This is a genomic window from Thalassospira sp. A3_1, assembly GCF_017744215.1.
Lineage (GTDB): Bacteria > Pseudomonadota > Alphaproteobacteria > Rhodospirillales > Thalassospiraceae > Thalassospira > Thalassospira lucentensis_A.
In genome coordinates this window covers 1-12320 of the sequence record NZ_JAGHQQ010000005.1, presented here as the reverse complement: position 1 = coordinate 12320, position 12320 = coordinate 1, and the positions used below count along the sequence as shown (strand labels likewise).

Here is a 12320-nt window from a genome sequence, read left to right as displayed (position 1 = left end):
GTACGCGGTTAATTGCCGCGCACCCGCCCGGTTTTGATTCTATATTTAAAATCAGCGATAGAATGGCGATGCCATGTCGCGGCTGGCGGCCTCGGTCATTGTGGCGTCAAAAATCCGGGTATAGAAGGCGGCGTCAAGGGCCCTGGTTTCCGTCGGGAAGTAATCAAGGGCAAAGCGTTTGGCGTTTTCGATGCTGTCAAAGGCATAGAAACCACCGACCGTGCCGGTGTGAAGACCGCTTAGCCAGGTTTTTGACAGAAGGCCCGGCTGCTGTTTCAGGACCGGGTTGAAGGTCCGCCAAGGGCCATTGTCAAACGGTAGTACGTGAAGCTGGACTTCGGTATACACGAAGGCCGCCGGTTTGACATCGATCCTGGCACCGTAATGCACCGAATTCATATCAATGCTGGCTTCGCTGGTGGCAAGCGCATCAAACACACGGGTGGTTTGCGCCACGCCGAAATTCCGTGCTTCGGCCGGGAAATAGCTGGTGACAAACTTTTTGGCATTTTCGATGGTGTCAAAGGCGTAAATGCCGCCCGCCGAATTGTTACCAAGCCCCGATAGCCAGGTTTTGTTGAGGAATCCCGGCTGGGTCTTGATGGTGTCATTGATGTTTTGCCATGGCACCTGATCAAAGGGGGCAGAGATTTGCAGTTCGGTATAAACAAAGGCGTTCTGTGACATCTGAGTATTTCCCGGATTTGAAGTGATGGCCGCCGCACGTGAGCGTGACGGCAGAAGGAGGCCCGTGCCCGCCATCGCGGCGGTGCTGCTGGCAAGCTTTAGAAAGTCGCGTCGCCCGAGCCGGTTTAGGCTGGTTTGGAGGTGGGTTTGGTTGTGGCGTTCTGGATCTGCTGTCATGGTTCTGATCCGTTTGAGGTTAAGAAATATAACGATCGTTATTTAAATAACTGATCGACAAATCCGGGTCTGTCAATTAAAAATATAACGATCAATATATTTTTGAGGATCCGATGGTCAAAAACCAGACACGCAAAGAGGAAACCCGGCGCAATATCCTTGACGCGGCAAGCCGAGGATTTCGCGAAAGGGGCTTTGCCGGGGTCGGTGTTGACGGGATTTCCAAGGCGGCACAGGCGACATCGGGCGCGTTTTACGCCCATTTCGGATCAAAGGACGGGGCGTTTCTGGCAGCGCTTGAACTTGGCCTTGACGAGGTGATTGACGGCGTGCCGCGGTTTCAGCGCGACTTTGGCGAAGGCTGGACCGATGCCTTTATCGATTATTATCTGGGGTGCGATCACAGGGCCGATCTGGCATGCGGGTGCGCGATGACCAGCCTGTCGCCGGAAATGTCACGCGCCGATGCCAAAAGCCGCGCCTTGTATGACCGGAAAATGCAGACCATTGCCGGACTGGTGGCGAAAGGATTGCCGCAATTCCCCGCCGATCAGCGATTGGCAAAGGCGTGGGCGTTTCTGGGGATATTGATCGGCGGGCTTACGGTGACGCGCGCACTAAGCGACGATGCCGCGATTGAAGCGGTATCGGGAGCGGTAAAGAATGCGGCCACCGATTTGTTGCGGGCCTAGGCGCAGGTGCGCATCAGCCCTGAAGGACGGCGTCGCGTTTTTCATCGAAGCGGGCATTTTCCGCGGCGATGTTTCTGGTGAACGTCTCATAGGCGGTGTCGGCCCTGGTCTGAAGGCTGTCGCGCCTGTCACGTACTTCGTTGGCATTATCTGCGCGTTCGGCAAAGTTCTGAAATTCCAGTTCGGCCTTTTCCAGTTCACCGTGCAGTTCTTCAAGGTGGGTGGTGATCGCCTGATCATGGGCGGCATTCAGGGTTGCCAGTTCACGGCGAAGGTCATCGGACGGATTGGCGGGGACAGGTGCAGATGCCGCGTTTCCATCATCGCCATAACCACGCGTCAGCGGGTCAATGCCGGTATTGGCGCGCACATCTTCGGCGGCCTTTCGGATGGTGTTGCCGATGACGTCACCGAGAATTTTGGCCATGGCGGCGGTGGTTTGCGGGTCCTGCTGGGCGAAGGCCGGGGCGGGGGCCGCGACGACAAGCGAGGCGGCAACCGCCATGGCAGATAGCGAAAGGGATTTCTTCATCGGGTGATCTCCTGTGCGGGGCAGAGAGGTGTTGCACAGGAAGCATCACGCGCAATTACGGTGATAAATTGGTGCCGGTCTGGCAGGGGCGTGACAGTTCGGGCTTGGCAGGGCGACGGGTGTGAACCGCTATGCCTCGATCGCGGGTTCCTGCAATTGCAGTTCGCGGGCCATGATGACAGCCTGTGTGCGGCTATGAACCGAAAGTTTGCGCAGGATGGCGGAAACATGGGCCTTTACGGTGGCCTCGGTCACGTCAAGTTCGTAGGCGATCTGTTTGTTCAGTTTACCTTCGGTCAGCATGTTGAGCACGCGCAATTGCTGTGGCGTCAATTGACCGATTTTTTCGGCAAGGCCGGTGGCCTCGTCATCGGCCGGGCCGTTTTCGATGGCATCGCGCGCCCAGTCGGGCATCCACATATCGCCATTCAGAACGGTGCGGATGGCCGTCCCGATCTGATCAACCGGGGCGGATTTTGGCACGAAGGCCGATGCGCCATATTCAATCGAACGGCGGACGACAGGCAGTTCCTGACTGGCCGAGACGATGGAAACGGGAATGTCGGGATAGGAGGCACGCAGGGTGAACAGGCCAGTAAAGCCGTTCATGCCGGGCATGTGCAGGTCAAGCAGGACAAGATCGATATCGCCGCTATGGGCTTCGATCTGTTCGATGGCCTCAGCCAGGCTTCCGGCCTCGTACAGTGTGACATTTTCCAATTCTGATGACAGGGCCTGTTTGAGTGCACCGCGCACAAGCGGATGATCGTCTGCGATCAGAATCTGGAAGCTGTCAGCCATTGGCGATTTCCCCGGAAGTTATTTCCCCGAAAGGTCGCGATTATTCCATCCCGTTATCTTTTAACGGCGTCTCACGATAATATTAAGGTGAGGGGACGATAAACCGGGATGACATTGTTTGTCTGGTGTGGTGCGACCCTGATGCGTCCTTGCTGCCTTGGCAGAAAGGAGTGAGGGAAACCAAAGATCACTCTCGCCCCACGAAATGTGAAACTTCGGCCCCCCTCGCGCCACCACTGATGATTATGACGACTAAAATCGGGCTCGTAAACTCTGCATTTGTCCGAAAGTGAAATTTACCTTATCTGTTGGGTTAATGAACGAAATTCAGTTTTGAAGAACTGCGCCGCATTGCAGCATTCGCGATTTTATACAATCACTGGCAACGCCGCGCAGACCAAGGGAAAAAGGACCATCTGATGTCTGATCAACCGCAAGTCATCCGCCGCGAAGATTACACCGCACCGGCCTTTCTGATCGAGAAGGTCGAACTGGTATTCGAGCTTGATCGGGATGTCACAAATGTGAAATCGCGGCTGTTTGTTCACGCGAATCCTGTTCGCGGGACCGGCGGCGGGGACATGGTCCATCTTGACGGCGAAGACATGAAACTGGTTTCGATTGCGGTTGATGATCGCAAGCTTGGCGTTGATGAATATAATGTCGATAAATCGGGGCTTAGCTTTACCGCGCCGGGCGATACCTTTGTTGTTGATATCGAAACCCAGATCTCGCCCGTCGCCAATACGCGGCTTGAAGGGCTTTATGTATCGCAAAGCGCGTTTTGCACGCAGTGCGAGGCGGAAGGGTTCCGTCGCATTACCTATTTCCCGGATCGCCCGGATGTGATGGCGACCTATAAGGTCACGATCCGTGCCGACAAGGCGAACTGCCCGGTTCTGCTCTCAAACGGCAATCTGATTGATAGTGGTGATCTTGACGGCAACCGGCACTTTGCGGTGTGGGAAGATCCGTTCCCGAAGCCGAGTTACCTTTTTGCGCTGGTGGCGGGGGACTTGGCCTGTGTTGAGGACAGCTTCAAAACCATGTCGGGCCGTGATGTGGCGCTGCGCATTTTTGTCGAACATGGCAATGAAGACCGTTGCGATTACGCGATGGACAGCCTGAAACGGTCGATGAAGTGGGATGAGGAGGTTTATGGCCTCGAATACGATCTGGACCTTTTCAATATCGTCGCGGTTTCCGACTTCAATATGGGGGCGATGGAAAACAAGAGCCTGAATGTGTTTAACGCCAAATACATTCTGGCCAAGCCCGATACCGCGACCGATACGGATTATGAATTGATCGAATCGATTGTTGCGCATGAATATTTCCACAACTGGTCGGGCAACCGGGTGACGTGCCGGGACTGGTTCCAGCTATCGCTTAAAGAGGGGCTTACGGTTTTCCGGGATCAGGAATTTTCCGCCGATCAGCGATCCCGCCCGGTGCAGCGCATCAAGGACGTCGCACAGCTTCGTGCGCGCCAGTTCCCCGAGGATGGCGGGCCGTTGGCGCATCCCGTCCGCCCGGACAGCTATATGGAAATCAACAATTTCTATACCGCGACGGTCTATGAAAAGGGGGCGGAGCTTATCCGCATGATGCATACCCTTTTAGGCGCAGATGGCTATCGCAAGGGGATTGACCTTTATTTCGATCGCCATGACGGGCAGGCCGTGACCTGCGATGATTTTGCCAAGGCGATGGAAGATGCCAATGATGTTGACCTGAGCCAGCTTAAAATCTGGTATTCGCAGGCCGGCACGCCGAGCCTTAGCTGGCACGGCGAACATGATGCGGATACCAAGCAGTTCCACCTGACAGTTGCGCAGAAAACCGAACCGACACCGGGGCAGCCCGACAAGGTTGCACTTCATATGCCGATCGCGATCGGGCTTCTGGGCCGGGATGGCAGGGAGCTTGTTTCGCGCACCGTGCAACTGACCGAGGCCGAACAGGAATTCGTGTTCGACAATATCGATCAGGTGCCGGTGGTTTCGTTCAACCGTGGTTTTTCGGCCCCTGTGAATGTCGCGACCGAGCAGCCGCATGAGGAGCTTGTGTTCCTGATGGGGCATGACAGCGATGCGTTCAATCGTTGGGAAGCAGGGCAGAAATACGCAACCGCGCTGATGCTCTCGGCCATTGCCGAATTTGAAAAGAATGGCGGCGATGCGGACGCGGCATTGGGCGATGTGACCGAATTTGTGGCGGCGATGCGTGCGACCCTGATCAATGACGATCTCGATAAGGCGTTTCGCGCCGATGCGCTTGTCCTGCCGGGGGAAGAATTCCTTTCCGAGCAGCGCAAACCCGCCAACCCGGACGCGATCCATCAGGTGCGCAACGCGCTGCGCAAGCGCATCGGATCGGATTTGCGGGCCGAATTTGGCAATGCCTATCACCAGAATGCGTCGAACGCGGCCTTTACCCCGGATGCGGAATCGGCCGGGCAGCGGGCGTTACGCGCAACCGCACTTTCCTATCTGGTGGCAAGCGGCGAGGGCGAGTTTGCCGATCTGGCAGCCGAGCAATATCGCACGGCGGATAACATGACGGATCGGATGGCAGCACTTTCGGTGCTGAACCATCTGGATCATCCGGGCCGGGCCGAGGCGCTTGCCGATTTCGAGGCGCGCTTTGGCAAGGATACCGTGGTGATGGATAAATGGTTCGGGCTTCAGGCGATGTCATCGCGGGATGATACGCTGTCGCGTGTGAAGGACCTTATGAGCCATCCGCTCTTCACCATGCGTAATCCGAACAAGGTCAGATCGCTTATCGGGGCGTTCGCCATGGCCAACCCGCGCCATTTCCATGCAGCGGATGGCAGCGGATATGCGTTTTATACCGACCGCCTGATCGAACTTGACGATATCAACCCGCAGGTCGCAGCACGTCTTTGTGCGCCGCTTGGCAAATGGGCGAAATATGATGAGGCGCGGGCCGACCTGATGAAGGAAGCGCTTGATCGTATCCTCGCCAAGCCGGATATTTCGCGTGATCTGTATGAAATCGCATCGAAATCGCGGGCGAGCTAAGACGCGGTTCGATATGTAATGAAAAAGGCGGCACGTAAAGTGCCGCCTTTTTGTGTCGTCGCCTGTCTGAATGAGGCTTTGATCAGGTCAGTTTCATACGTTCGCTGAATTCCTTCATGCGTTCGGAAAGATTGCGCGCCATGTCGGAGAGTTCGCGGCTGGCGGTGTTGAGGTCATGGGCCGAGCGACCCGTGCTTTGCGCACCGTCATTCACAAACCGGATCATCTGGTCCATCGATCCGGCCCCCGATGCAATACGCTGCACGTTTTCCGAAATCTCGCTGGTCGCACGGCGCTGTTCATCCACCGAATGGGTGATGGTCGACTGGATGTCGTTGACCTGATGAATAACGTCGCCCACCGTGCTGATGGAATGGGCGGCTTTCTGGACTTCCTGCTGGATCGCGGTGGTCAGATCGCCGATCTGGCCGGTCGCACTCGCGGTCTGATCGGCAAGCGATTTGACCTCGTTTGCGACAACGGCAAAGCCGCGCCCCAGTTCGCCTGCACGTTCGGCTTCGATGGTTGCATTGAGCGACAGAAGCTTGGTGCGATGCGCGATATCGTTGATCAGATCAATGATCGATCCGATTTCCGAGCTCGCCTTTTCAAGCGAGACGATATTGCGCTGGCTTTCCTCTGCCTCGGAGCGTGCCCGGTTGGTCACGTCTGCGGCCTCTGTTGCCTGACGGTTGATTTCCGCGATGGAGGATGACAGTTCCTCGACCGCGGTGGCGACGTTCTGGGTGTTGCTTGCCGCCTCGCGCGAGACGTCAAGCGCGCTGCCCGACTGATCGACCGTGTTTTCCGACTGGCTGGTCAGATCACGGGCAAGGCCAAGAAGCCCTTCGGACTGTTCAGTGACCGATTGCGCAACGCGGGCGACCTCGGCCATCATTTCGGTAACCGCGATGCGGCTTTCTTCGCGTTCGGTCACCACGTTCCAGGCCAGCATGGTGCCCAGAAGGACATTGTCCTTATCCCGCACCGGGGCTGCCAGAAGTTCAAGATGATCGCGTTCGGTCTGGACCACCTCGGTAAAGGGCAGGTTGGCCGGATTGGAAAGCCGTTTCTGGAATTCCGCACCGACCTTGAGGAAATCGCCCGAAACCGATCTGGCATCACCACCGACATAGGTTTGCGCACTGGCATTAAGATATGTCAGTTCGCCTTCAGGCGTGATCAGGGCGGTCATGGTCGGGGTATTTTCGACCATGTTTTGCAGGATCATCGCCTGACGCACGGCTTCACGCAGGCCGACAAGGGCCTTGCGCATTTCACCGATTTCATCGGACCCGACACGGGGCAGACGGACATTGGTGTCCCCGTTCGAGATTGATGTCATCGCACCGGCAAAGGCGCGCAGATTGCGAAATACCGTGGTCCGAAGCAATATCCAGCCAGCGATCCAGCCGACCAGAAGAACGGCCACCAGAATTTCGATCGACAGGGTTCTAAGATCGTCGGTCTGGGAATAGAAGTCGGTAATGTCGCGGTCAAATGTGGCGGTCGCCCAGACACCGCCCCGGCCGTTTCCAACCGAAATATCGACGGTGGCACGGTGCGTGCCGCCCGCTGCTTCGGCCGGTTTTGCTTCTGCCTCTGCCGGGGCATCGCTATCGGCCGTTGGGGCCAGGGCTTCGCCGCCTTCGCTGGCATCCCCGTCTTCAAGGCTTTCAAACAGCACATTGCCGTCGCTGCCAAGAATGCGGAAATTGCCGCCCAGAACCTTGCCGATCCCGGCCAGGGTCGGCAGCGGATCGGTGATCACTTCCATAAAGCCGACGGCGCGAAAACCGCCGACCGGAACAATGGTGCTGAAAACCGGTTTGCCGGCTGGTGTTGCCCACATATAGGTCACCGGTTTGCGGGCATCGGCCTTGTCGCGTGTTTTAAGGTAATCCATGACCGCCGGATCATCGGTCACACTGGCACCCAGATTGGCATCCGAGGTCGCAAGCTGGTTGAAATCGGTGTCATAGGCGATGGTTTCGACCAGAACCAGTTCGCCCTGAACGACCTGGCTGGCATTGGAAAGGATGTTAAGTTCGGCCTTCATGCGGGCCTGATCGTTATCCTGATAGCTTTTGACCAGACTGCCAAGGCGCGACCATTCATTGACGATGGGGGTGACCCGGTCGCCGTAATCCTGTGCGACGCGTGAGCGGACAAAGAAATTGACCGTGCCGCCGACCGAATTGTTCAGCGTCTCGACGGCAAAGTTTCGATAGGTATCCCCGGTCCACAGCAACATCCATGTAACTGCACCCGATAAAAGCAAACCTGTTACGAGCAGAATACGCCGTAACGTCAGGAGGCCCGTGGCACCCCCTGCAATAGCCGTCTTCGCGGCTTTATCTCCCGTCATTCATTACACTCCAGAGCCAGTTTTTTATGGTTCTTTTGGTGCTTCGTCCCCCGGTTAGCCTCTTGAAGGGCAATTGCCCTGATCCAAACAGAGCTTGGCGGCAAACACAATAGCGCTGTTGCCGCCAAGCCCATGTTTTTCGCGGTATACAGTATTTTATATATGAGGATTGAACCGCCATGAGGGCGTGAAAATCCCCATGATTTTCAGGGGCTATTGAAAAAACACAAAAAAATTTGCGAATGTGTGTGATAATCGTTTGCAATTAGTTTTTTGATGCTCTATGACTGTGTTTGTCAAATGCAGACGGCAACGTCGTTTGCGACGGGTCATCAGGCTCACATGGCGTACCTGATGATCACTGTTCTTCGGGACTCTCTCTCCCCGAAGGTCGATCTCTCTCACTCGAGGGGGCTGGTATCCGGAAATTGTGCGGGACAATTCCGGGCTATATGCCAGCCTCCCTTTTTTTGTCCTGCATGCCGGGTTTGTGACATCCGTGCTTTGAAATCGCCAAAGTTTCATGACATCCGCAATCTGCATATCGAGACACGACAGACACGCATGTTTTTAGCGTTTTATAAACGGCCTGTGCCCTAAAAGAAGCAGGGTAGCCCGTGACGGTGTGACATCACCATGACGGATGCCCACGATATTTACAGGTAATCAGTCGTAAAGGACCGGCAAAAAATGGCTGGCGAAGACGAAAACAACCGCACCGATTTGCATGCGGACCCGAAACCGGAACCGCAGAAAGACGCGCCCTTACCGGCGTTTATTTATGGCCGCAATGGCCATGGCGAGGACGGCGGGCGTCATCGACAGTCACAAAATGGGCGGATAGCAGAAATGGATCGCAAAACCTTACTGGGTCTCGCAACCGGTGCCGGCATGCTCGGTCTGGTCTTGTTCTTTGTCGGCATGCTGGTCGGCGCAGGGCTGTTCATGGACCCTGACGAACAGATGGCAGCCAATGAAAAACCGGCCGGACAGGCGGAAATTCTTGCAACCCTGCCGGAAGAACCGGCGGGATCAACAGCCTTGCCCGAGGCCGGAACGACCGGCAATATTCCGGGCGGTGCATCGGGGATGGCAACGCCATCTGCAACACCGTCTGCCCCGGCAGCCCCGGCAACAGATGATCCGGTCGGTGATCTGATCGCCGAACGCAGTGCGGCCCTTGAGGGTGATGGTTCTTCTGATGCCACGGAAAATGGTGATGCATCGGCCGCCGAGGATACGGGGGATACTGCCAGCGACACCACGACGCCGGAAGCCCCGGCTGCCCCGGAAATGAGCGACGCCGAAAAGGCCGCGGCCCGTGCCGAGCAGACGGCAAATGCCCCGCGCAAATTGCAGGCGCCGGAAATCAAGTCATCGGACGCGGCCGAAACTGCACCGCCCGCGCCAGAGGCCCCGGCAGCCCCGGCTGAAACCGCGGCCGTTCCGGAAAAGCCCGAACCAGCTGCGACATCCACTCCGAAAGCAGCCTCTTCGGGGGCGGCCGCACCATTTTCGGTTCAGGTCGGTGCCTTCAAGGTGCATGAAAATGCCAGCCAGCGCGCCGAGGAACTGCGCAAGCTTGGCCTTGAAGTTGCGGTTGTTGCCCGTGGTCCGGAAGGTGATGCCACCTGGTATTATGTCCGGGTTGGCAGATACACGACCATGAAAGAAGCACGTGACAAGGCGGTTGCGGTCAAAAAGGACCAGAATCTTGAAGGTTTCCCGGTCCGGGCCGAACCCAATGACCGCGAAGTCAACTGACACATATATATAGTGTCGCAAGATACGATACCGGGGCCGGTGCAGATGCTGCACCGGCCCTTTCCGTTTTCTGATGAACGGGTTTGTTTTTGCGCCGTCTTTGCGGCATTCTACTTGCCATCTCAGGGCAAAGGCTTTAGGCGGTACGCCAGAGTTTTTCGGAAAGCAAAGCCGTGACGTGCCACGCGGGCCGCTTTGCACATCAGGATGGTTGGCAGAAACATGACCACACAGAACGATTTTCCCAATCTTCATATTCTCGATCACCCGCTGATCCAGCACAAACTGACGCATATGCGCAAGGTCGATACCTCGACCAAGACCTTCCGCCAGCTGCTGAAGGAAATTGCGCTGCTGATGGGCTACGAGATCACCCGCGAATTGCCGGTCAGCTATGAAGACATCGTCACCCCGATCTGCCCGATGAAGGCGCCAATGATCCAGGGCCGCAAACTGGCCGTTGTGCCGATCCTGCGGGCCGGTCTTGGCATGGCCGATGGCCTGATCGAACTGATGCCGTCCGCGCGCATCGGTCATATCGGCCTGTATCGCGATCCCGAAACCCATATGCCGGTCGAATATCTGGTGAAGCTGCCCGAAGTCGAAGGCCGTACCTTCATTCTGGTTGACCCCATGCTGGCAACCGGCAACTCGGCAGTGGCGGCGATTGATACGCTGAACAAATATGGCGTTAAGGACGAAGACATTCGTTTCATGGCGCTGGTCGCGGCCCCGGAAGGGGTGAAAGTCTTCCATGATGCGCATCCGAACGTGCCGGTCTATACCGCGGGCCTTGACGAGAAGCTCAATGAAAAGGCCTATATCGTGCCGGGCCTTGGCGACGCCGGGGACCGTCTGTTTGGCACCCGCTGATTAATATTGCGATATCAAAATACGAAAGGGCGCCATCGGGCGCCCTTTTTGTTTGGTCTTTTTCAGGTCAGGTCAGGCTGCAATCAGCCTTTGGGCGATACCGTGATATCCACCGTCGATCCGGCAAAGGATCCGCCCTGCAGCTTGATGGTGGCAACACGGCTTTCGCGGTCATAGACCATGACCGAAATATCGGCACGCACGACGGTGACCTTGCTCCAGCCGAAATTGGGCATTTCGCGTTCATAGAAGTCATACATCTGGGCGGGTGTGCCACCGGAATTCATCACGAGGCGGCCATGCCAGGCATCGGATGCCCCGAAAATGATGCTGCGATCCATATCCAGGGATGAATTGGATGGCATCGGAATATCGGTGAACTGGGTAAAGGACGGGATCGGCTGACCGCCGCCCTTGCTGTCGGAGCCGCCACCTGATGCGGTATTCGGAACAAGGTTCGAACCGGAGCACCCGGCAAGCGCAAGGCTTGCAAGTGCGGCTGCACAAATAAATGAATGTCGCAGTCTCATCATCTTCCTTCGGTCCCCTAATGCCGTTCAGGCACTGTTATCTCGCCCCATAATCAGGTCATTATGTAAAAGAAAGGTTCACATATTGCCTTTTGTCCATCTTTTCAAAGGCCAATTGGCAATATTGCGTATCCCGTCCGGTTTTATGGCAATTTCATTGTCCGGGCATTGATACCGGTTCTGTCCCGACACGCGATCATTGCACCGCACACACCATATATAAAGCATCAAAATTGCCATCGATCATCTGATCCTGATCAATGAAGCGGATCGGGGCAGGGGGTAATCTGGTCGAACCCGGATAAAAAACGGCCTTAATGGCGAATCATCATTCGGGGTTCGGATTTTTCATTCGGTTGGAATGGCGGGATTGCGCCGGATTTTGTCGGGCCGATTTGCGATTATTCAACTTAAAGTCCGAAACATCCCCCGGACTTGGTGCCGGGGTTGGCTGGGTGCGAAATGTCAAGTAATTGAATTTAAAAGATTTTGAGAAAAAAGACGTCGAAATGCATTTTTTCTCGAAAAAGGTGTTTACAGGTCCGGCGAGGGGCCCTATAACCCGCCTCCACCGACGGGGTGCGGCGCTGGTTAGACGGCGACGCGGACTGGAGGTAGAGGGCTACGGCTCTAGAGTTCTTTGACATTGTTGATCAGTAGGAAGGGATGCGCGGGCAGCGTTATGGCGCAAAAGTCTGTGCATCCTGGAGACGACGGACTGATTTGGTTTAGGCCAGATTGGTTTGTGGTAACCACCAAAATGTGCAGACGTCGGTTTTTAAGAGTTTGTCTATGAGACAAGCTTGGATTGAACATGAGAGTTTGATCCTGGCTCAGAACGAACGCTGG

The 12320-nt window shown here is 56.0% G+C and carries 9 protein-coding genes and 1 pseudogene; 4 read left to right on the top strand and 6 right to left on the bottom strand.

Annotation, left to right across the window (positions count from 1 at the left end):
• Positions 1 to 51: 51 nt before the first annotated feature.
• Both J7395_RS18150 and J7395_RS20940 read right to left on the bottom strand, forming a co-directional pair.
• Entirely contained in the window at positions 52 to 687 is a 636-nt protein-coding gene (locus J7395_RS18150; RefSeq protein ID WP_247742297.1) for a YdhR family protein, read from the bottom strand.
• A 45-nt stretch (positions 688 to 732) separates the two neighbouring features.
• A pseudogene (locus J7395_RS20940) lies at positions 733 to 864 on the bottom strand (twin-arginine translocation signal domain-containing protein); the annotation flags it as partial.
• A 113-nt stretch (positions 865 to 977) separates the two neighbouring features.
• Here J7395_RS20940 and J7395_RS18145 point away from each other — a divergent pair.
• Complete coding sequence (locus tag J7395_RS18145; protein ID WP_209222981.1) at positions 978 to 1556, top strand: TetR/AcrR family transcriptional regulator; 579 nt, start codon at positions 978 to 980, stop codon at positions 1554 to 1556.
• 13 nt (positions 1557 to 1569) lie between these two features.
• On the opposite strand, the gene J7395_RS18140 is transcribed toward J7395_RS18145, so the two are convergent.
• Both J7395_RS18140 and J7395_RS18135 read right to left on the bottom strand, forming a co-directional pair.
• Entirely contained in the window at positions 1570 to 2088 is a 519-nt protein-coding gene (locus J7395_RS18140; RefSeq protein ID WP_209222979.1) for a hypothetical protein, read from the bottom strand.
• A gap of 129 nt (positions 2089 to 2217) precedes the next feature.
• A complete protein-coding gene (locus J7395_RS18135; RefSeq protein WP_062951444.1) occupies positions 2218 to 2889 on the bottom strand; it encodes a response regulator transcription factor in 672 nt (223 codons plus the stop codon).
• 419 nt (positions 2890 to 3308) lie between these two features.
• Between J7395_RS18135 and pepN the strand changes: the two genes are divergently transcribed.
• Positions 3309 to 5936 (top strand): aminopeptidase N, encoded by a 2628-nt coding sequence (pepN, locus tag J7395_RS18130; protein ID WP_209222977.1) that lies wholly within the window; start codon positions 3309 to 3311, stop codon positions 5934 to 5936.
• An 82-nt stretch (positions 5937 to 6018) separates the two neighbouring features.
• Here the strand turns inward: pepN and J7395_RS18125 are convergent, their stop codons facing one another.
• Entirely contained in the window at positions 6019 to 8304 is a 2286-nt protein-coding gene (locus tag J7395_RS18125; protein WP_247742274.1) for a methyl-accepting chemotaxis protein, read from the bottom strand.
• Positions 8305 to 8994: 690 nt separating this feature from the next.
• Between J7395_RS18125 and J7395_RS18120 the strand changes: the two genes are divergently transcribed.
• On the top strand, positions 8995 to 10068 hold the full coding sequence (locus tag J7395_RS18120; protein WP_209222975.1) for an SPOR domain-containing protein: 1074 nt from the start codon (positions 8995 to 8997) through the stop codon (positions 10066 to 10068).
• Positions 10069 to 10290: 222 nt separating this feature from the next.
• A complete protein-coding gene (gene upp, locus J7395_RS18115) occupies positions 10291 to 10941 on the top strand; it encodes a uracil phosphoribosyltransferase (RefSeq protein ID WP_062951457.1) in 651 nt (216 codons plus the stop codon).
• A gap of 83 nt (positions 10942 to 11024) precedes the next feature.
• Here upp and J7395_RS18110 read toward each other — a convergent pair whose 3' ends face one another.
• On the bottom strand, positions 11025 to 11474 hold the full coding sequence (locus J7395_RS18110) for a hypothetical protein (RefSeq protein ID WP_231858228.1): 450 nt from the start codon (positions 11472 to 11474) through the stop codon (positions 11025 to 11027).
• Positions 11475 to 12320 lie beyond the last annotated feature (846 nt).

Excerpts from the sequence above, each read along its gene's own strand:
- J7395_RS18150 (WP_247742297.1), bottom strand. The coding sequence starts at position 687 with ATGTCACAGAACGCCTTTGTTTATACCGAACTGCAAATCTCTGCCCCC.
- J7395_RS18145 (WP_209222981.1), top strand. The coding sequence starts at position 978 with ATGGTCAAAAACCAGACACGCAAAGAGGAAACCCGGCGCAATATCCTT.
- J7395_RS18135 (WP_062951444.1), bottom strand. The coding sequence starts at position 2,889 with ATGGCTGACAGCTTCCAGATTCTGATCGCAGACGATCATCCGCTTGTG.
- J7395_RS18125 (WP_247742274.1), bottom strand. The coding sequence starts at position 8,304 with ATGACGGGAGATAAAGCCGCGAAGACGGCTATTGCAGGGGGTGCCACG.
- J7395_RS18140 (WP_209222979.1), bottom strand. The coding sequence starts at position 2,088 with ATGAAGAAATCCCTTTCGCTATCTGCCATGGCGGTTGCCGCCTCGCTT.
- pepN (WP_209222977.1), top strand. The coding sequence starts at position 3,309 with ATGTCTGATCAACCGCAAGTCATCCGCCGCGAAGATTACACCGCACCG.
- J7395_RS18120 (WP_209222975.1), top strand. The coding sequence starts at position 8,995 with ATGGCTGGCGAAGACGAAAACAACCGCACCGATTTGCATGCGGACCCG.
- upp (WP_062951457.1), top strand. The coding sequence starts at position 10,291 with ATGACCACACAGAACGATTTTCCCAATCTTCATATTCTCGATCACCCG.
- J7395_RS18110 (WP_231858228.1), bottom strand. The coding sequence starts at position 11,474 with ATGATGAGACTGCGACATTCATTTATTTGTGCAGCCGCACTTGCAAGC.